Annotated in this window: 10 protein-coding genes; 8 read left to right on the top strand and 2 right to left on the bottom strand. The window is 57.6% G+C overall.

What is annotated here, in order from left to right; translation table 11 throughout:
- Nucleotides 1–199 (top strand): hypothetical protein (locus tag OQE62_RS13495; protein ID WP_265722566.1); only part of this gene is annotated, 199 nt, incomplete at its 5' end.
- Between the two features lie 67 nt (nucleotides 200–266).
- Here OQE62_RS13495 and OQE62_RS13500 read toward each other — a convergent pair.
- Complete coding sequence (locus tag OQE62_RS13500) at nucleotides 267–3062, bottom strand: TonB-dependent receptor (RefSeq protein WP_265722567.1); 2796 nt, start codon at nucleotides 3060–3062, stop codon at nucleotides 267–269.
- Nucleotides 3063–3349: 287 nt separating this feature from the next.
- Between OQE62_RS13500 and OQE62_RS13505 the strand changes: the two genes are divergently transcribed.
- Nucleotides 3350–4570 carry an MFS transporter gene (locus tag OQE62_RS13505; protein WP_265722568.1) on the top strand — a complete coding sequence of 407 codons (1221 nt, stop codon included), beginning with the start codon at nucleotides 3350–3352 and terminating at the stop codon, nucleotides 4568–4570.
- Between the two features lie 31 nt (nucleotides 4571–4601).
- Here the strand turns inward: OQE62_RS13505 and OQE62_RS13510 are convergent, their stop codons facing one another.
- Nucleotides 4602–5957 carry an ATP-grasp domain-containing protein gene (locus OQE62_RS13510; RefSeq protein WP_265722569.1) on the bottom strand — a complete coding sequence of 452 codons (1356 nt, stop codon included), beginning with the start codon at nucleotides 5955–5957 and terminating at the stop codon, nucleotides 4602–4604.
- 197 nt (nucleotides 5958–6154) lie between these two features.
- Between OQE62_RS13510 and OQE62_RS13515 the strand changes: the two genes are divergently transcribed.
- From OQE62_RS13515 to OQE62_RS13540, 6 genes are all read left to right on the top strand, one after another.
- Nucleotides 6155–7570: an alanine/glycine:cation symporter family protein gene (locus OQE62_RS13515; RefSeq protein ID WP_265722570.1), complete on the top strand. Its 1416-nt coding sequence runs from the start codon at nucleotides 6155–6157 to the stop codon at nucleotides 7568–7570.
- Nucleotides 7571–7654: 84 nt separating this feature from the next.
- Nucleotides 7655–8224, top strand: coding sequence for a GNAT family N-acetyltransferase (locus tag OQE62_RS13520; protein WP_265722571.1), 570 nt, complete (start codon nucleotides 7655–7657; stop codon nucleotides 8222–8224).
- 1041 nt (nucleotides 8225–9265) lie between these two features.
- Nucleotides 9266–12712, top strand: coding sequence for a Vgb family protein (locus tag OQE62_RS13525; protein ID WP_265722572.1), 3447 nt, complete (start codon nucleotides 9266–9268; stop codon nucleotides 12710–12712).
- 40 nt (nucleotides 12713–12752) lie between these two features.
- Nucleotides 12753–15875, top strand: a complete 3123-nt coding sequence (locus tag OQE62_RS13530) for an SMP-30/gluconolactonase/LRE family protein (RefSeq protein WP_265722573.1) — start codon at nucleotides 12753–12755, stop codon at nucleotides 15873–15875.
- A gap of 190 nt (nucleotides 15876–16065) precedes the next feature.
- Nucleotides 16066–18129 (top strand): NHL repeat-containing protein, encoded by a 2064-nt coding sequence (locus tag OQE62_RS13535; protein WP_265722574.1) that lies wholly within the window; start codon nucleotides 16066–16068, stop codon nucleotides 18127–18129.
- A 247-nt stretch (nucleotides 18130–18376) separates the two neighbouring features.
- Nucleotides 18377–21097 (top strand): NHL repeat-containing protein, encoded by a 2721-nt coding sequence (locus OQE62_RS13540; protein ID WP_265722575.1) that lies wholly within the window; start codon nucleotides 18377–18379, stop codon nucleotides 21095–21097.
- The last annotated feature ends 5 nt before the right edge of the window (nucleotides 21098–21102 follow it).

Genomic DNA, 21102 nt, shown 5'->3' on the forward strand with positions numbered 1-21102 from the left:
ATTCGATATGCCGCATGATGCCTATTTGAATGCCGGGTTAATAACCGGGGAATCCTGCTCCGCCGCCGCAACGAAAAGGGGCATCAGGGCGAGGCAGAGGAGGGCGGGAATTCTGTATTTCATGGTGATGGCGGGCAACTCTGCAGGAAATAGAAGCACAAGTTTCGGAGTTCGTGGTGCCTCCAGATCCCTGAACTAAACCCCGAAACTTGATTAAAAAAGGGTGCCACCCGTTCCGGATGGCACCCACAGCGCAAATGAAAAGTTCAAAAAGTGGCTCTTACACCCAGGGCCATGCGCCGACCGGAGAACTCGTACATGGTCGGGAAGTCCGGGTGTACGGTGTAGCCCGTGGTTTCCTCGTCGGTCACATTGATACCTTCCAGGGTCATTTTTATATTGTCCGTAATCCGGTAGCCGAGGGACATATCCACCTGGCCGTAGGCATCGCGATACACGGGATACATGTCCCGTTCGATGCGCTCCACATACTTGTCCTTGTAGTTGTAGGAGACGCGGGCATCGAAGATGTCGTTCTCATAGAAGACGGTGAAGTTATAGGTCTTGTCCGCGAGTCCTTCCGGCGGTGTGGGAATATCCAGGTCGGATTCCCCGGTCAGGGAGTTGTCCAGCATGGTGTAGTTGGCGTTGATACCGAAACCGTCCAGCGCTGCGTAGAGCGCACCGAGGGGATACTGGGCGATCAGCTCCAGGCCGGACACATCGTAGTCGCCCTCGCCGTTTATTTTCTGGTAGATATCGAAGTCGTAGACGCCGTCGACGGTGCCGTTGGCGTTGTACTTGGTCACGTCCTCGACCACGCCGGTCAGGGATTCGCGCACCACGCCCTCGATTGTCTTCTCGAAATAGGAGGCCGCCAACAGGCCGCCGTTTTCCGGGTACCACTCGAGGCCCATCTCCCACTGTTCGGCGTAGGTGGGCTCCAGGTCCGGGTTGCCGTCGTAGTACTTGAACTCGTTGACACTGACGGTGCGCTTGTAGGCGATATCGGTCAGTGCCGGGCGCATCATGGTTTCCGAGGCCGCTGCGCGGAACTGCAGGTTATCGGCCAGCCCGGCTGTCAGGTTGAAGCTCGGCAGCAGCTCTTTGTAGCTGCCTTTCTTGGACACGGGCGAAGATGTATAGCCTGTGGACCCGTCCTCGTTCTGTACCTGGTGGTAGCCGAACGAAAGCACTGAAGTGTCCACGTTGCGCACGCCCACATTCAGGTCTACCGGTACCTGCCCCAGCTCGAACTCGAAGTCCGCCATGGCGTAGAGGCTCAGCACCTCTTCATCGACGCGATAGTACTGGTCGTCGGCAAAGGCCACGTCGAAACCATCGTATCGGAAGGTGTCGCGGGCGTAGCCGTTGGAAACCTGGGACCACCGGGGGGCGTTGGAGGATTCCGACAGGTAGCGGCCACCCGGTACCAGTTGCGAGACGGGTGTCAGTTCGCTGTCGGCCAGGGTGCGCTCGCCGGCCCAGGAGCTGTCGTCGGCGGTGGGGCCGGTGACGGTATTGGTGCCGCGATTGCGCTCCTTGGACTTGTCGGTGTAGCGCATACCGAACTGCACCTGTGCCAGCGAGGGCATGAAGTCCAGTTGCAGCGGCTTGATGACATCCAGCTGCGCCGCGTACTTGTCATCCTGGATATCTTCCAGGTTCACCTCGTAGGATTCGAACAGGTAGGAATCCGGCGAGTTGTACATGTCGATGGTGTCGGGGCTGTCGCTGGGAATGGTCTCGCCACCGGTGTTGGTGTAGCGGGTGCGCGAGGGCGCATAGGCCACGTGTTTCAGGTTGCTGCTGTCGATCAGCTTTTCCGCACCGGAGTAACCCACCAGGCCGTCGATCAGCCAGTCGCCCGGGGTCCATTCCATGTCCAGGCTGTACTGGGTGTAATCGGTTTCGTAGACGTGTTCCTTGCTCAGGAATTCGTGCTGGGTGGCCGCGTAGGAGGCGTCGGTCAGTACCGTGACACCGTACCGGGACAGGGTGGTGTCGTCGTATTCGTGAATCTCTTCCAGTGCGCTGATGCTGGAGGCCGAGTAGGCGGCCGCGTCGTATTCGTCCTCGGTGTTGTCGTAGCTGCCCAGCATTGCGTCGAAGGTCAGGCTCAGCTCGTCGCTCGGCTGGTACTGCAGGGCTGCGGTGGCACCCCACTTTTCCTGGCTGTTCAGGTAGGCGCGGTCGCCGACCTTGTTCATGAAGACCACGCGGTTGGTCTGGTCGGTATCGAAACGGTCGTCGATGGCGATTCCCGCATCCCGCTCCAGTACAGCCTCGGTCTGCTCCGCCTGCCATTCGGAAGAGCCGGTCTTTTCCAGCCAGCGGCTGGACGGGCGGAAGTCCACGCCGGAATTGGAGTCGGTTCTGTTGGTACGCTCCGAACTGGAAAAAGAAACCAGCGCACCCCAGTCGCCGAAGGTGTCGCTGGCCAGGAAAGAGTACTGGGGATCGGTTTCTTCGGAGATGGAGTTGTAGGCGCCTTCCGTCGATACCACCAACTGGCGCTCGTCGTAGTCGAACGGGCGCGCGGTGTCGATCTCTACGGTCCCGGCAATGCCGCCCTCTTCATCGGCGGCAGTGGGGGATTTCTTGACCGTAACGGTCTGGATGATCTCCGAGGCGAAGATATCGAATTCCACATCCCGACCGCCGCTGCCGGATGCGGTTGCGAGGCCGTTGATGGTGGTGTGGGTGAATTCGCTCGGCAGGCTGCGCACATTGACCTTGGTACCAAGGCCCTTGTTGCGCTCGATGGTGACACCGGGCATGCGCTGCAGGGCTTCCGCCAGGTTCTGCTCGGGGAAGTCCGCGATATCCGTGGCCACGATCGCGTCGGAAAAACCGATGGAGTCGCGCTTTATGTCCACGGCCCTTTCCAGGCTGCGCGCATAGCTGCCGGTAACAACGATTTCCTCGACGAGTTCCTCTTCCGCCACAGGGCTGCCCTGGGCGAAGGCGCCGGTGCTCGCCGCGGCCAGCAATGTGCCGGAGAGAATCTTGCCGATTGCCAGGCCAAGTCTATCTTTGTGGAACTTTGTGATTATCTGCATTCTAAGGTTACCCAATTACTGATCCTCCGGGCCGCCTTCCCTGCGCTTTACCAAGAAGTGGAACTTCCCTTTTTGCTTCCTCTGTCGGCTCCCCGAAATAGCGTGTGGAAGCGGGGCGCGAAGGTACCGATCGTTCATGGCATTTTTATTGCCACCATCGATTCGCGCCGGTTAAGTTTTTATGACCAAAAGGTTTCAGTGGGCGCGGGGGATGGCTCGGGCAGTCGGTTAGCGTTACCATGCGCGCCCTCCCGTCCGCTGTATATCCGATGTAAGGAGTTCCCCCGATGTCGTCCCCGTCCGCCGCTGCTGCCGAGGCGCAGGTAGCTGTCCCTTCTCGTTCCCGCCTGGCGGAATTCGCCCTGGCCCTGGGTGGCTTTGGTATCGGTACTACCGAGTTCGTGATCATGGGCCTGATGAACCGGATCGCGACGGACCTGAATGTCTCCGCTCCGGACGTGGGCTATGCCATCAGCAGCTACGCCCTGGGCGTGGTGGTGGGTGCGCCGATCATCGCCGTGCTGGCGGCGCGCGCGCCGCGGCGGGCACTGCTGATCGGGCTGATGCTGGTGTTTGCAGTGGGCAATATCGCCAGCGCTTTTGCACCGGGGTTCTGGTCTTTCGTCGGGCTGCGTTTCCTCGCTGGCCTGCCACACGGGGCCTATTTCGGCGTGTCCGCGCTGGTGGCCGCGGCGGCGGTGCCGCCCGGTGAGCGGGCGCGTGCCGTGGCGCGGGTGATGCTGGGGCTCACCGGGGCGATCCTGGTTGGCGCGCCGCTGGCCACCTGGGCCGGCAACCTGTTTGGCTGGCAACTGGCGTTCATCGCCGTCGGTGTCATCGCCCTGTTGACGGCGCTGATGGTCTGGCGCTTCGTGCCGGTGCAGCCCTCCGACCCCGATGCCAGTCCGGCGCGGGAGCTGTCGGCATTGGCGAAGCATCGGGTGCTGTTTACGCTGGGCATTGCCAGTATCGGCTTCGGCGGCATGTTCTCCGTATTCAGCTATGTAATGCCGACGCTCACCGAACAGGCGGGTATGGCCGATTCTCTGGGGCCGGTGGTGCTGGCGGTCTTCGGTGTGGGCGCCATCGCCGGGAACCTGCTGGGCGCGCGGGCGGCGGATTGGAATCTGCTGCGCGCGATTCCGCTGGTGCTGGTCTGGTGCGCGCTGGTGCAGGGCGGCTTCTATTTCGCCGCGGATTACGTCTGGCCGGGCATCCTGTTTGTCGGCCTGGTGGGCTCCAGCATGGCGCTGGGGCCGGCACTGCAGACGCGGCTGATGGATGTGGCGGAGGGCGGCCAGACCATGGCGGCGTCCCTGAACCACGCCGCCTTCAACCTGGCCAATGCGCTGGGCGCCTGGCTGGCGGGCGTGGCGGTCAAGGCGGGGTTCGCTTGGTCGGTCACCGGGCCCGTAGGGACGCTGTTGGCCATCGGTGGCCTGCTGGTGTTCTCTGCCGGGCGAGCGGTAGAGAAGCGCGCGGAACCCATGGCGCCGGTGGCCGCCTGAAACGATTCCCCGCCGCGTATTGCCACGCCGGTCAGCCGTGGGCCTGCAGCGGCATTTCCGGCGGCGGGAAATGGGGCATATCGTCGAGGCTGCCGTAGTTGGTGGGCAGGACGTCGGCGAAGCGGAAATCGAGCGTCGCCATAATATGCCTGAACTTTTCGTGCAGGGCCGTTTCGTTTTCGGCACCGATGAAAACGTCGCCGATCTCGTAGCTGTAGCTGTCCTGGGCCCGCAGTTCCGACAGCATCATGCCCTCCTCCACGGCGATGGATAGACGCAGGTCCGGATACCGGCGGTACAGTGCCTCGATCTCGTTGGCCGAGGGCACCCGCGTTACGCGAGTGTCGCCGAAGACCCGGGGCATGAACTTGCCGGCCATGGGGTAGTGTCCCTCGGGGCGGGGAAAGTCGGGGCGCTTGCCCAGAGCGATGTCGATGGCCACCTCGTGGTGGGAGGTGCCGGTGGCAATCTCGAATATCGGGCAGTGGGATTTGGAAATGCGCGGGTTGATTTCCAGCAGCCACAGTTTGTCTTGCGCCTCGTCCCAGAATATCTCCATATTGAAAGGCGAATTGTCCAGGCCGATGTGCTCGAGGATGGTGGCGGCGTTCCGGCACATGCGTTCCTTGATACCCTCCGGCAGGTGGGACGGATACTGGTAGCTGAAAAAGCTCACATTGTTGGAGCTGCGCAGGGAATCGATGATCGCGTAGACGTGCGTCTCTCCACGGTGGACATACCCTTCCAGGGTACACAGGTGCCCGCCGATCAGTGCCTCCGCCACACAGGTGGCGCCGTTGCCGGAATCGGGCAGTGCGGCGGGGTTGCAGCTGTACTGCATGATGTTGTCGAAAGGCTCCGAGAAAACCTGGATGTTGTCGCGGATGGTGGCCATCGCCTCGCGGTACTGCGATTCATTTTCTATCTTGAAGCCCAGATAGGAAGAGAAGGAGACGGCCGGCTTGAGCCAGAAGGGATACTCCATTTTCAGGTCCCCCACCGGGTCGTCGCTGAACGGATCCAGCCCCTGGAATTCCGGCGTGCATTCCGGCAGTGCCTGCCGGCCGGCGACGCGGTTCCAGTACTTGTTTTCACAATAGAGTACGCTCTCCAGTGAGCTCGTGGGGAGGCCGTACTCACGCCGCAGGATCGGCAGCATGGAGGTGGTGGGAAAATCCCAGTGGCCGATGATGGCATCGACCGCCGGCGCCGCGTTCAGGACGGCGCGGGCTTCGGCCATGATCGCATCCATGTCGTAGGTGTCGGGCAGCACCAGGGTGTCGTAGCCCACCAGGCCGTGGAATTCGTATTCGTCGGCGTTTCGGACCGTCCGCAATTCTTGGAGGTTGAACTCATCCAGGCCGATTACGAAAATGTGTTGAGTCATGACTGCACTCCCGCTGATAGTCCGCCCTCTGTCACGCTAAACCACTATCGGTTTCGGCCAGTGTAGTGTGCTCGGTCGCGGGTCGGCGGCTTGCGGCCGGCCCGTTGCTGACTGCGGGCACGGTCGCGAGTCGCCAATGCAAACGCCGCGTGGCCTGATAGATTGCGTAAAACTGTGGATCAAAATCGAGTCACAATATGCCGTTGCTGGAGACCATCGAAACCGCACTCAACACTTTCGCGACCTATGCCTGGGGGACGCCGCTACTGGTACTGTTGGTAGGTGGGGGCCTGGCTCTGCTGATCTATTCCCGCGGCCGACCATATCGCCACCTGGGGCACAGTATCGACCTGTTGCGCGGGGTCTACGATAACGCCGACGATCCGGGGCAGGTGCCGCACCGGCAGGCGCTCTCCACGGCGCTTTCGGGTACTCTGGGGCTGGGCAATATTTCCGGTGTGGCCATTGCCATCAGCACCGGCGGCCCCGGCGCCATTTTCTGGATGTGGGTAACCGCGTTGGTGGGGGTCACCACCAAGTTCTACACCGCGTCGCTGGCGGTCATGTATCGCGGACCGGATTCCAGTGGCGAGATACAGGGCGGCCCCATGTACGTGATTCGCGAGGGCCTGGGCCGACGCTGGATGCCGTTGGCGATTTTTTTCGCGGTCGCCGGGCTCTGCGGCCTGCTGCCGGTGTTCCAGGCCAATCAGACGGTACAGTTGCTGCGTGAGTCCTTTGCCCTGCCCCTGGGCTGGGTGCGCGAGGACGGATCGTTCTGGTTCAACCTGGGCGTGGGGCTGTTGCTGGCAGTGCTCACGCTGGTAGTGATCGTCGGGCGCATTCAGCGTATCGGGCGGCTGGCGGTGCGCATCGTCCCCTCGATGGTGGTTTTCTACCTGGGGTTGACCCTGGTCGTGCTGGGCTATTTCTGGCGCGAGTTGCCGGCGGCCTTCGCGTTGATCTTTACCGACGCCTTCAGTGGCCAGTCGGTGGCCGGCGGCGCTCTGGGGACGGTGATCAGTATCGGTGTCAGCCGCGGGGCCTTCTCCAACGAAGCGGGTATCGGCACAGAGTCTCTCGCTCACGGCGCCGCCAAAACCACCGAGCCGATTCGCGAAGGGGTGGTGGCCATGGTGGGCCCCATTGTCGATACCCTCGTCGTCTGCACCTGCACCGCACTGGTCATCCTGATTACCGGCGCCTGGCAGCACGGCGAGGGCATCGAGGGGGTATCCCTCACTTCCGAAGCCTTCTCCCGGGTGTTTGGCCACTGGGGACCACTGTTTCTGCTGGTTATGGTGGCGCCGCTGGCGTTCAGTACCATCGTCACTTTCTGGTACTACGGTGTGAAGTGCGTCAGCTTTCTTTTCGGCACCGGCGCCCAGCGTTTTTACACACCGGTCTATATCCTGCTGATTATTTTCGGCGCCGTGGCGTCACTCACTATGGTCAACAGCCTGGTGATTGGTATGTACGCCATGATGGCGATACCCACGATGCTATCGACACTGCTGCTGGCGAAACGTGTCAATCGCGCTGCACACGATTACTTTACGGCGCTGGGTCTGGAAAAGAGAGCGGCGAGAAAACCGCGGCATCCGGGGGACTGACCCCAAAGCACTTTCCATGACAACCCGGTTCAACAATTTCCTCTTCCCCTTGGGGGAGAGTAGTTACCAGGCAGGAAACAAAAAATGGAAGTCGTCACCAGAAGATTCTTGCTCCGCGACTTCGAGCCGCGGGATACCCCTGCCTTTGAGGCCTACCACGCGGCCCCCCGCTCTATCGAATTCTACGGCGACGAACAATCGCGGCCGGAGCATGCACGGGAGCTGCTCGAACTTTTCGGTCGCTGGGCCCGGGAGGAGCCGAGGCTCAATTACCAGCTGGCAATCGTGCGGCGCGCTGCCGCGCAGACACTGGTGGGTTGCTGCGGCCTGCGCTGTGCCGGTGCGGGACCCGGGCGGGCGGAGTTGGGCATCGAGCTGGCGTCGGAATACTGGGGGCGCTACCGCTACGCCCTCGAGGTCATGCTGGCACTGGTGGATTTCGGCTTTTCCGAAATGGGGCTGCGGGAAATCTACGGCGGCACAGTGAGTGATAGCGCCCGTATCGCCCGCCTGGCGGACTCCTTCGGCGCGATGGCAGTGGTGCGGGCGGGCCCGTACTGGATGGCGGCGAAGGGCTGGCGGCAGGTGGAGTGGCGGATCGCCCGGGAGCAGTGGTGGCAGCACCGCGCCGCTGAGCCCCACCGGCTCGGCTGAGCCGCCGGGTGGGGTTTCCGCAGCATCAACCCCAAGGGGTATGTCGCGGCACTGGAACTGGAAAACGGCGAGATGCTGACGGAGGGCCCCGCAATCGTGCAGTACCTCGCCGACCTCAAACCGGAAAAGGGGCTGGCACCGCCGCCCGCCAGCTGGCAGCGGGTGCGGCTGCAGGAATGGTTGAACTTTATTACCAGCGAACTCCACGCGGGGCCGCACCGCTTTTCAACAAGTCACTTCCGGACCAGGTGGCGGCCATCTTCAGGGAAAAACTGTGCAAGCGATTCGATACGCTGCAAAAAACCCTGTCCCAGCGTTCACCCGCTGGCGGTCGATGCAACGGCGATAGCGCGTATGGCGCGCAAAGGTACAAGCCGGTAGCCACGGCAGCTCAGCTTCCCACCTGCCAACCGGGAACACGGCAACTCTGGGCCAGCAAGACGGTACCAGATCGAGACCTGCATCCACCCATACGATCGTTATTCCGATAGACAGCGAGAGCCCGGCAGTTTTTGCCAGGATAATCTCCACGAAGCATTCGCCCCCCCCCTCGATGGCTCGATCGCACGAAGTCCGCAAAACACTGTGGCTTTCCGCAAACTTTGCAATCCGTATGGCGTGGATTATTACCCTACGTAAAGTTTTACGGTCACAGCGACTCCGGACTGTGGTAGCTTGGAGTCATTCGGGAAACAAGCTGTCGCGGTGGTGATCCGATCTCCTCCGTGGTGCCGGACGATCTTGGGGACGACAGGTTTTCGCGATCTCTCAAAGCGCGGACCCGAAGCCAAAAATAAGATAAGAATTCCATATTCTGGTCTTGATTCCGGCTCCCCGCTGATCAGCTTACTCCCATCGCAATGCTATCGTGACGGGCGACTCACCGAGTGGCAGAAGCTACGTATGCGACTGAAATTCAACGTCTGCATACGCCCAACGACCAAACCAGTATCGAAGGCGCAGGTTCATGGACGACAACCTGAAAGCTATTTCTCAGCCGGCGCGATCAATCCCTGTCGATGCCCCGGAGGGTGAGTAAGCATGTCTTATGTCACCGAAATCAAGGTCGTTGGGCTTGATACATCAGACTGGCAGAGCGCGCATCCCGGAAGTGGCTGGTGGGTCGTAAGGAACGCTGCTGGTGCTCAAAACTTTAACGCGGGCAATCACGGCAAATACATTTACATTTATTACCGTTGGGAAAACAGCAGTTCGGGGCTGACGGGGCTCCGTATGATTATAGGTGAGCACACGCCCACACCGGAGGGGTGGCAAATAATACCCCAGAATCTAAACGAAGGAACCAAGGGGGAGCCCATATATCTATGCTATCAACGTGCTACAGACGTCTCTGAAATCACCAGCCTTAAAGCTCCCAGAATCACTGACCTTAAAGCCGGCAAAAGTAATGAAACGGTTACAGAAGTAAAGGCCAGCCTCTCTGACTTTCATATGATTGGCCAAGACACAAACCAGGGCGCTGGCGGTAAGATCGTCTATCTAGGATATGCGCTTGGCGACGACGCACCCTCTTACGTCACCGAAGTGGCGGTGGGCGTGATTCCCCCTTATCACAAGCCTACTGAGGGGTTTCCCACCAGAGATGATTGGCATGTCGTACGGGACAACAAAGGCCAGTGGTTCCAAGACTTCAATACGGGCGTCTACACCGGCGTAACGATTTGCATTTATTATCTTTTGGGAACCACCGGCCCGGGCGTGAGCGGGCTTCAGATGATTATAGGCGACGCGCCCACACCGGAGGGGTGGCAAAAAATATCCAAGAATCTGAACGAAGGGACCAAAGGGACGCCCATATATCTATGTTACAAAATTACTCATGATGGCCCTAGAATCACTGACCTTAAAGGCGGTGAAGGTGTCACGGCCGAACAGGCAAAGGCTGGTCTCTCTGGCTTTTGTATAATTGACCAAAACACAAACGAGGGCGCCGGCGGTAAATTCGTTTATCTTGGGTACACGTTGAGTCTTTCCAAAAATAGCGCGACTGGCGATAAGTTGGAGGCTATTGAGTTTCTCCATGGAACAGTTCCTGAGGCATCAATTCCCCAGGGCATCGCTATTGCTCCTGATGGCACCGCGTGGATCGCAGACGGGGCATCCGAAGTCTACCTAAAAAGCACAGGGAATGACCAACCGGAGCACAAATTTCGCGCCGGCCGGCTCTTACAGGTGCCGCCGGGTCAATCCCAAGTCTACCCATATCGATTGGCCGGAGTCCCGCGGGGTCGCAATGATCCGAGGTTGAGAAATGTCGCGCTCGAGATAAATGACGATAACGCGCTCGAAGCGGTTTGGGTTAGCGACTACGGTGCGGGCTATGTTTATCGCCTCGACCCAAAAACTACTACCCTGGATACCGTCGATCTTGGCGAGAAATCCAAACCAATTGGTATCGCCTGGGATCAATGGAGAAAACTTATTTGGGTGGCGGACGAAGCTGGGCAGCTGGTCGCCGTTGACCCCGAAACAAGCGCGGAAGATCAGGAGTTGACACAATCTCGCCCGAATGCACGAATCACCCAGGTGGCCGTTACGGAGGCGGGGATCTGGTTTACGGAAGCTGGAACGGGCAAAGTCTGCGTCTTGCCTATATATACAGGCAACAACAAAGACCAAACTGCTATTGACGAGGTCGTAGAAATTGTTCTCACGCCTGATAATCCCAAAAATAGCTCACCTCTTGGGCTTGCAGTTGACGGCGACCGTTTGTGGATTACGGAATATAAACGGGGAGAGTTGTGGATCATTGATGATGTCACGGATCCCGATCTTATTCGCGAAGATCCTTCTCTGTTGCACCGAGTCACGAGTTTTGGTTCGAAAGGTCATCCGACCGATTTTGTGGTGGACGCAGTTGGATATTTCTGGATCAACCTTTTGAGTGATGAGGGAAAAATCTTTGCGCTTCAGCTCACAAGTGCAGGCCAATTCGTCGATAAATACGATCTTGGAGAGAGTCATCATCCTCTGGGAGGGATCGCTTTCGATGCTAATATGGATCGAATTTGGATTTCTGATGCGTCGCCCAGTAGTCGCGTCTTAGTTCTAACGCCAATCGATCGAATTGAGCCCGCTGCAGAGGACGTGATCACGATTGCCGCAAGTACTGAATCTGGAACGGCTGCTGCAGGTGAACTGTTTTCTGAGTTCGCGGTTGCGGTCATAGAAAACGATCGGCCGGTCGAGCGACACATTACTCTGTTCATCGAGTCATCAGACAAGGCCTTCTTCCAGAATAGCCCGGACGAGGATGATCAGAAATATATCATTGTAAAAACGGACCCAGGAGCGGGTGACGTTGCCGTAAGGACCCTACAAGCGAGGGCCGGTGCAGAAAAAGGCGACCAGTTTACCATCAAGGCCACGACACGGGGCTTCATACCCGCGCAAGCCCAACCTATTTTCACCGGAACTATCGCTGGAATCTCGATTACGGCAAGCAGAAAAACCGGAACGGCTGCTCCAGGTGAGCTGTTTGGAGAATTTACGGTTACAGTTGCGGGAGGCGGAAAGTCTTTAGTAGCGAGAGACGTTACTCTGACTATCGAACCGTCAAACAAGGCTACGTTTGAAGGAAATAAAAGCAGTATTACCGTTAAGACGGGCGCGGATGGAACAGCGGTCGTAAAGGCACTACGGGCGGCAACAGATACTGCCAAAGACGATACCTTTGAAATCAAAGCGACGACGAGAGGCCTGAAGGATCCCGTCCCCGTCTACACCGGCGTTATTGGCGAACGCCATGTCGTTGAGAAAGCCATCACCGGGATTACCACGATAAAGGACGAGACGGAGGTTGCCGTGTTTGGGGCGGACTTCCACAGGCCTCTTCAGGTCAAGCTGGAAGGGCCTGGGGCCCCCGGCGCCAAGGTGGTTTTCAAGATTATAGACGGAAGCGACAAGGCGGTCTTCAAAGAAAACGAGCAAGGTGGTAGCGAACATACCGCGACTGCCGATAAGAACACCGCAATCGCCGGCGCCGTTCTGAAAGCCCGCAATATCCCCGGAAAGGTTGTGGTCGCAGCCTATCCCGCCACTCACGAGTCAATGGTAAAAAAGTTCGCAGAGCGGAGAGTCGTGCCTGTTCCGGATACGATGGTTTCGACAAGCGGGGAAATGGTCATAGCTGCCGGCGAAGAATCCGAACTGTACACCATCAAGGTAACCGGCAATTATCAAGGCCATGGGGTTCCGGTGCCGAACGCGGAGGTTCGGGTGCGTATCGTCAAGGTAAGTCCGGGGGCGACGGGCGTGCATTTCGCAAGAAAGGGCGAGAGCGACGTCAATCGACTGGAGGTTCTCATTCAAACCAACGAGCAGGGAGAGGCCTCAATCGGAGATGGAGCGGAGTGGTATGTTCTAAGCCCAACGCCCGGGCGTGTGAATGTGCATTTTGATATCACTCAGCCCGCCAGCTCGAAGCCGGTGGAGCTGCGGCTTACGCCCACCGTAATGAGAGCTTAGCCCCTCCGTTGAGCCATAGCACCATAAAGGGAGACAGCCCATGACAGACAAGGTGAAGTCCGGCTCTACTGGCGAAGTCCCGATTTCTATCACCTCAGACAGGAAATACCAAGTTGTGGCCCCAGGGGAATGTTTCAGCCCGATTACGCTCACAGTCAGTAAGGATGGAAAGCCTGTTAAGGAAGGAATAGAGGTCACTTTGTCCGTAGTTCCTCAGGGACACGCCTGGTTCAGAGACGGCCAAAGTATCAACAAGGTCAGAACGAACGCAAGCGGTCAGATCGTCATCGAGAGATTGAAAGCTGCGGCAAACCTGCGCCTACACGATAGCTTTGAAGTCATGGCTAAGACGAGTGGTCTCGATACGCCAGTACCCGTATTTAAGGGCGAGGCTCCTCCCATGGCTACCAGTTTTTATGCGATCGATGACAAGGAGGAGGCCGTTGTCGTCGAACAATTGTTTCAGAATAAACTTCGGGTCAAGGTTGAAGGGATTGGTGCGATTGTCGGAAGCGATGTAATTTTCTCTATTGAAGCGGGAAATCGGAGCGCGTTTTTCGTAGAGAGAAAGAACGAAACTAAAAAGGACATATACTATGCGAAGGTTGGCAATGACGGTATCGCCGAGGCTCACCTGCAGGCCCTCGACGTTCCCGGAACGGTAAAAGTGGAAGCCAATGTGCCCAACGGGTTAAATCCTTCAGGGCACCCCATTACCTTCAAGGATCGAGAGGTCAAACCTGCCCCCAAGGTTAGCGGTATTCAGAAGATCGCTGACACGGGGGAGGCTGTTTTCACCGGGCAGGCGTTTGCGAATAAGCTTCAAGTCAAGGTGGAGGGGAGCGGGATTGGCGGTACCAAGGTAAAATTCAAGATTACAGCGGGAAATTACAGTGCGTTTTTTATAGAAAGCAAGGGCGAAACTCACAAGGACGAGTATCTCGTATCGATAGACGATAGCGGTATCGCCGGGGTGCACCTGCAAGCCCTTGCCGTCCCTGGAACGGTGACGGTACAAGCCTGGTCGCTCATTGATCCCTCTCCCGTAAAGACGGTCACCTTTCAGGACCGAGAGGTCAAGCCTGTCCCCACCCTGGATATCAAACTGCCCGCGGGCGCAAGGCCCGATGGCGTCGCCGTTGCTCGCGATGGCACCGCGTGGGTTGCGGGCCGGGTCGGGGATGCCGGGGCGGTTTTTTGCATTGCACCTGGTGAGGACAGCAAGCCCCTCTCCTATACACTGCCTGCCGGCGTCCCTCCGGCTCGCGGACACCAGCATCCATCCCATATCGCGCTCGAGATAAAGCAAGATGGAGGTGTCGCAGCGGTCTGGGTCAGTGATGTCCGCACAGGCTTCGTCTATCGACTGGTGCCCGGAGACGCGGACGGCCACAAGGCCGATAAGATCGATCTCGGCGCAGGCTCCGTATTGCGCGGTATCGCCTGGGACGAAAAGCGCAAACTTGTCTGGGTTGCAGACGAACGTGGGCGCTTGCTCGCGATCGATACGGAGAAAAAAGCGGAAAACAAAGGCCTTGCGGCGTCTCATCCCTCCTCCGGAATTTCCGATGTGGCGGTTGCCGGAGACAGAGTCTGGTTCACCGAGTATGCGGCCGGACAGGTCTGCTTCCTCGACGCAAGCAAAAAGGCCGATGCCGCTGACAGAATCAAGGCGTTCGACTTCAAGATAACCACTAAGGATGAAGTTGGTAACACACTGCCCACGAGCTATCCCTCTGGACTTGCGGTTGCCGGTGATCGTATATGGATCGTCACCGGGTTTGCCGATTCGGCTGAGGGGAGTTTATGGGCTATTGATACAATAGCCAGCGATCCCATAACACCGCTGCAGCATGTCACGGATTTTGGCAAGAACACGCAACCAAGCGACATCGCAGTCGACGAGGTCGGGTATCTCTGGGTCACTCTGTCCGGCACGCATAAGTTGGTTCAACTGGCAGATACCGGCCTGTATGTCGACCAATATGATCTCGGTGAACAGGGCGTGCCGACCGCCATTGCCTGTACTCATGGCCTTCAGGATCAAATCTGGATTTGCGATGCGCAGAAAGATAACCCGCGGGTCGTTCGTCTAACACCAATCGATCAAATCCTGCCTGCCTCAGAAGGGAAAGTTCATATTTCGGGGCAGCCGGAGTGGGGATTCGTTGCCCAGGGTCAGCCGCTCCAGGCGTTGACAGTCAAAGTCGCGGACGACCGCGGCAAACCGCTCGAAAGACACGTCATCCTGAATGTCGATCCGGTGGAAACGGCCTCGTTTGGGGGGAAGAACTACACCGTTGTGAAAACGGACAAAGCCACCGGTCAGGCTACCGTAAAGAGTCTTCTGAAAGTGGCGGCCGGCGCGGCCAAGGGGGATAAGTTTACGGTCCACGCCGAGACGCGTGGCACGCCGCGAAACACCAGTGGCAAGCCCCTCGTCTATGAAGGTTTCGTTGGCGAGCCGATTACTGAAGTCCGCCTGGTAAACGACAAGCCGGAAACCGTCGCCCTTGGAACAAATTTTCAGAACCTGGAGGCGCAACTGGTTGGGCCCGGGGGAGCGAACGCCGATGTGATATTCAAAATTGAAAAGGGCGCTAGGAGCGCGGCTTTCACGCAGGCCAAAGGGACGAGCGAATACAGTACCAAGGCCGGTCAGGACGGCATAGCGCGGGCCGGCCTGCATGCTCTCGACCAGGCTGGCGACGTGAGTGTCAGCGTCCGTCCAAAGGTGGTGGGTGACCGCCTGAGCGCAAGATTCGAGCCCCGACACGTCGTGCCCATCCCTGACAAGATCGAGGGAGACAAGACGATGCGTATCCCCGTGGGCGAGCCTTCACAGCTGTACACCATTAAAGTTGTCGCGGGCGGGATTCCTGTACCCAATGTGGTGGTTCAGGTTTTTATTCGCCCCGTAGCTGCGGAGGCAGCGGGTGTGCATTTCAAGCAAAAGGGCAAGCTCGACAACCCCGATCTCAAGGAAGTCCGCATCCGGACCGACGGGAATGGGCAGGCTTCGATCGGAGATGGAGCAGAGTGGTTTATTTTGTGCCCGAATCCGGGGCACGTAAACGTCCGCTTCGAGGTTATCGAGCCCGTCAGCGCGACTCAGGCGAGCTTGGAGTTTAGCGCCAACGTTGAGCGGGAGGCGGTGGTATGACGGCTTCTAAAAGCGGGATTCGATCAAAACGATTCTGAGATAACCGAAGAAAGTGGTTACGCAAGCTGTTGCGTAACTGTTCCCGATGGCGTCTTCCGCCGATGGTGGAGCGCCTGACCCCGCTTCGATGCGTGAACCAGTCCTCCAGGACGGCGAAACCATCGAGGTAAACCATGTGAAGGAGAGAGCTATGACTATGGAAAACAACATAGAGTCCGTTAAAACTACGAACACGCGAACCAGCGGCGTAGCCATTGGACCAGACGGAGTCGCGTGGGTTGCAGGCAGGGATGCAGGGGTGGTGTATTCAATTGCGCCCGGTGCTCCCGACAAACCCGTTCCCTATAAATTGCCTACTGGCGGTGGTCGCGGAGCTGCGCAGCCCGCGCATATCGCTCTCGAGACAAAGGCCGGAGCGGTAACAGCGGTTTGGGTAAGCGATCAAAGCACGGGATTCGTCTATCGACTGGTGCCCGGAGACGCGGACGGCCACAAGGCCGAGAAGATCGATTTTGGTGAGGGCGCCAGATTGCGTGACATCGGCTGGAATGAAAAGGGCACGCATGTATGGGTTGCAGACGAAGACAAAGGGCTTCTTGCAATCGATTCGGCCAAGAAAACGATAGACACGAGTGTTGCAGCGCCTCAAGCTGCCGGCGTGACTCATTTGGCGGTTGCGGATAACGGGGTCTGGTTCACGGCCTATTCGGAAGGCAAGATCTGCTTCCTCGATGGAGGAAAGAAAGCCGCTGACAAAGACAGAATCAAGGAATTTCCCTTCGGCATGTTCATCGTTGACGGGGATAACAAACTGCCCAGCAGTTACCCCACCGGGCTCGCCATTGCCGGTGATCGTGTGTGGGTTGTGGCGGGGTTGAGCGAATGTGGCTTGTGGTATGTGGATAATCGCAAGGATATGTCAAAAGCAAAGCTGAACCCCGCGACCAGCCTTGACAAGGGCTCCGAACCCACCGGCGTCGCGGTCGATGCGGCCGGCTACCTCTGGGTCACTATGCTGGCTGCCCGCAAGGTGCGTCAATTGACCGATACCGGCGTGATTGTTGTTCGGGACTATGATCTCGAAAGCAGTTTGCCCACCGGTATCGCCTACGACGCTCATCAGGATCAGGTCTGGATTTGTGATACGAAGAAAGAGAACCAGAGGGCCCTTCGTCTAACGCCGATCGATCAAATAGAGGTGGCAAAAAACGGGCAGATCGATCTCAAGGGGACTCCGCCTGAGGGATTTGTTGCCCCCAATAAGTCGCTTGCCAGGTTGCAGGTTTCAGTTATGAACCGCGATGATCAAACGGCGCTCGAAAGACATCTTATTCTGACCATCGACCCGCCATCCGTGGCTTCGTTCGGGGGGGAGAACTACGCCGTCGTAAAGAGTGACGATATGTCGGGAAATATTGTCTTGCAGGATGCGCTGAAAGAAAAAATGCCGAAAGTAGCGGCCTCTGCAACAATAGGCACCCTGTTTCAAGTTCGGGCGACAACGCGCGGCCTTCAGAAGCCGGCCGGCATCTATACGGGGCGTGTTGGCGAAGAGATAACCGGCATCAAGCCGCTCCATGATCAGGAGGAAACTGTCGCCTATGGAACAGATTTCAAGAATCTCGAGGCTCAGGTGGAAGGGGCCGGATCTGCTCATGCCGAGGTGGTCTTCAGAATTGACACCGGAGCGGATTGCGCGGCTTTCACGCAAGGCCAGAGTGGGGCGGTCGAATATACCGCTAAGGCCGGCGCTGACGGCATCGCCAGGGCCGGCCTCTACGCCCTCGAAAAAGCTGGAGATGTGACTGTCAGTGTCTATCCAAAGATACTGGGTGCCGGTGCAAAGCAGACGTTCAAAGCACGACATATTGTTCCCCGGCCGGATAGGATCGATGCGGGCCAGAGCATGGGTATCTATGTCGATCAGCCCTCGCAACACTTCCCCCTGACAGTTTATTCCGGTAAGACTCCGGTGCCCAATGTGGTGGTCCAGGTCATTGTTCGTCCCGTCGGTTCGGAGGCGAAAGGTGTGCATTTCGGTGAGAAGGGCGCGCCCGACGATCCCACTATGAAAGAAGTCCAAATCCGGACCGACCGGAATGGGCATGCCGCGATCGGGGCCGGAGCCGAGTACTTCATCATAAGCCCAAACCCGGGGCACGTGGACGTTCGCTTTGAGGTCATCCAGCCCGCCCGTTCGATGAAGGCGGTCTTGGATATTAATGCCAATGTTCAGAGAGAGATGGTGGTCTGATGGCTGCTCCAGATAGCGCAGTTGGTTCGGCCGTGTTGGTTGTTTGTTGAAGCGCTCCGGGGCTGATTTGATAGTTGGCTTGTAGCCCGGTGGAGATTCGATGTCGGGCAGGAATTTATTCCTGTCCGGCATCGAAGCACGATCCGGGATGCAGGGTGGAGAATCAGCCCCGTATTATGCTTTCGCTCCATCCGCGCGGCCAAGATCGGGTTTGTCGCGCGACTGGGCCCTCGAAGGGAACTGACTTATGGACAATAACGTGAAGATTTTTGAACTTCCGGATAGGTATATTCCCGGCGCCATTGCCGTTGAGCATGATTGCCTGTGGTTGTTGAATAGAAGTGCCATATCCTACACGAACACCCGCGGACGGAAAATCCGCCACGGTGAAATTTATCGTGAGCGCGTGCATGGTCGTGGCTATGGGTCAATGCCATTACCTGAAACCCCTGAGGGACGCGAAGAATCGCATCCACAAGCTATTGCGTTGCAGACAAATGACGATAACGCACTCAGCTACGTTTGGGTGAGCGATTATGGTGCGGGCTATGTTTATTGCCTCGATCCCGAAGATCTTGGATCTGCTGAAAAAAATCTGACGTTCGACCTTGGCGAAAAATCCAGGCCGACTGGCATCGCCTGGGATAATTGGAGGAAGTTTATTTGGGTGGCGGATGAGGCTGGACGATTGGTCGCCATTGATACCAACCCGTTAGGAATTCTGGATGAACTAACAGTATCTCGTCCGGGTTCAAAGATCATCCAGGTAGCCGTTGTGGAAGAAGGAGTCTGGTTTACGGAGGCCGGAACGGGAAAAGTCTGTTTCCATTGCATGGACCAAATGGAAGAGATCACAGAATTAGCTCTCACACCTGAGAATCCTGTAAGTAGCTCGCCTTTCGGGCTTGCGACTTGCGACGGCCGTTTGTGGATTACGGAGTATCGACGCAGAGAGTTGTGGGTTATTGATGATATTACCATAGCTACCGTAGCTCCTGAGGAAATGAAGCCGCGCAAAGTTGCGAGTTTTGACAAGGGATATTGGCCAACCGATATCATTGTGGACGCAGCGGGATATCTCTGGGTTAACCTGGATGGTGGTGGGAATACATTTTCTACAGTAGTTCAATTTACAGATACCGGTGATTTCGTCAAAAGGTATGATCTTGGCAGGAACAATCACCCTTTGGGCGGGATCGCCTATGATGTGATTTGGGATAAAATCTGGATTTCCGATGCGGAGCCCAATCATCGCTATTTGGCTCTAACGCCAATCGATCAGATCAAGCCGGCCCGGAACGGCAATGTCCGGATCGCGACAAGCCCTAAAGCTGGAGCAGCTCTTCAAGGTGAACTGTTTCCCGAGTTTACGGTTGCAGTCACGGAGAACGAAAAGCCTGTCGAGAGACACATTACCCTGACCGTTGAGCCATCAGACAAGGCCCTCTTCCGGGATAGCTCTAATCAGAGCTGTCTCACCGTTAAAACGGACGCGACCACGGGTAAAGCTGTCGTAAAGACACTGCAAGTTAAGGCTGGTGCTGCTAAAGGCGAGATTGCAGTCAAGGCCACGACGCGCGGTTTCTCACCCAAGCAAGTCGAAACCATTTTCACCGGTACTATCGGCGAAATCTCGATCACGGCAAGCTCGAAAGCCGGAAAAGCTGTTCCAGGTGAATTGTTTCATGAATTCTCGATCACAGTCACGGGAGATGGAAAGCCTCTTGCGGGAAGAGATGTGACTCTGAGCATCGAACCTTCAAGCAAGGCTTCGTTCGAAGGAAATAAAAGCAGCATCACGGTTCCAACGGGAAAGGACGGAACGGTGATCGTAAATATGCTAAGGGCGGCGATGGATGCCACCGCAGGCGATACCTTTACCATCGAGGCCACGACGATCGGCTTCGAGGAGCCCGTCACCATTTTTACCGGCACGGTTGGCGAAATCTCGATCACGGCAGTCCCGAAAACTGGAAGGGCCGCTCCAGGTGAGTTGTTTGATGCATTTACAGTTATCACCATGGGCGCCGAAAGGCCTGTCGAGAGACAGGTCACTTTGAGCATAGAGCCGTCAGGCAAGGCTTCGTTCGAGGGCAACAAAAACAGTATCACAGTTCAAACGGGCAAGGACGGAAAGGCTGATATAACGACGCTGAGAGCGGCAGCGGATGCCATCAAGGACGATACCATTACAATCACGGCCAGGGCTGGTCACAAGGATCCCGGCCCTGTTTATATTGGTGTTATCGGCGACCGCCATATTGCCAACATTACCGGCATTACTCCGATAAAGGACGAGGAGGAAACAGTCGCCTTTGGAACAGATTTCAAGAACCTCGAGGCCCAGGTGGAAGGGGCCGGATCTGCTCATGCCGAGGTGGTTTTCAGAATTGACGCGGGAGCGGAACACGCGGCTTTCAGGCAGGGCCAGGCCGGCGCGACCGAATATACCACACAGGCCGGTTCCGACGGCATCGCCAGGGCCGGCCTCTACGCCCTCGAAAAAGCTGGAGATGTGACTGTCAGTGTCTATCCAAAGACACTGGGTGCCGCTGCAAAGAAGACGTTCAAAATACGACATATCGTTCCCCTGCCGGACAAGATCCAGGCGAGCGAAGCCATGGGCATCTATGTCGGTCAGCCCTCGCATTACTTCCCCCTGAAAGTTCTTGCCGGTTCCACTCCGGTGCCCAATGTGGTGGTCCAGGTCATTGTTCGTTCCGTAGGATCGGAGGCGCAAGGTGTGCATTTCGGGGAGAAGGGCAAGCCCGACGACCCCACTGTCAAAGAAGTCCGACTCCGGACCGACCGGAATGGGCAGGCCGCGATCGGGGCCGGGGCGGAGTACTTCATTACAAGCCCAAAACCGGGGCACGTGGACATCCGCTTTGCAGTCATCCAGCCCGCCGGCGCGACGAAAGCGGCCTGGGATATTACTGCCAATGTCGAGAGAGAGATGGTGGTTTGATGGTT

Source organism: Microbulbifer halophilus, assembly GCF_026183675.1.
Lineage (GTDB): Bacteria > Pseudomonadota > Gammaproteobacteria > Pseudomonadales > Cellvibrionaceae > Microbulbifer > Microbulbifer halophilus.

Excerpts from the sequence above, each read along its gene's own strand:
- OQE62_RS13530 (WP_265722573.1), top strand. The coding sequence starts at position 12,753 with ATGACAGACAAGGTGAAGTCCGGCTCTACTGGCGAAGTCCCGATTTCT.
- OQE62_RS13525 (WP_265722572.1), top strand. The coding sequence starts at position 9,266 with ATGTCTTATGTCACCGAAATCAAGGTCGTTGGGCTTGATACATCAGAC.
- OQE62_RS13535 (WP_265722574.1), top strand. The coding sequence starts at position 16,066 with ATGACTATGGAAAACAACATAGAGTCCGTTAAAACTACGAACACGCGA.
- OQE62_RS13540 (WP_265722575.1), top strand. The coding sequence starts at position 18,377 with ATGGACAATAACGTGAAGATTTTTGAACTTCCGGATAGGTATATTCCC.
- OQE62_RS13510 (WP_265722569.1), bottom strand. The coding sequence starts at position 5,957 with ATGACTCAACACATTTTCGTAATCGGCCTGGATGAGTTCAACCTCCAA.
- OQE62_RS13520 (WP_265722571.1), top strand. The coding sequence starts at position 7,655 with ATGGAAGTCGTCACCAGAAGATTCTTGCTCCGCGACTTCGAGCCGCGG.
- OQE62_RS13500 (WP_265722567.1), bottom strand. The coding sequence starts at position 3,062 with ATGCAGATAATCACAAAGTTCCACAAAGATAGACTTGGCCTGGCAATC.
- OQE62_RS13515 (WP_265722570.1), top strand. The coding sequence starts at position 6,155 with ATGCCGTTGCTGGAGACCATCGAAACCGCACTCAACACTTTCGCGACC.
- OQE62_RS13505 (WP_265722568.1), top strand. The coding sequence starts at position 3,350 with ATGTCGTCCCCGTCCGCCGCTGCTGCCGAGGCGCAGGTAGCTGTCCCT.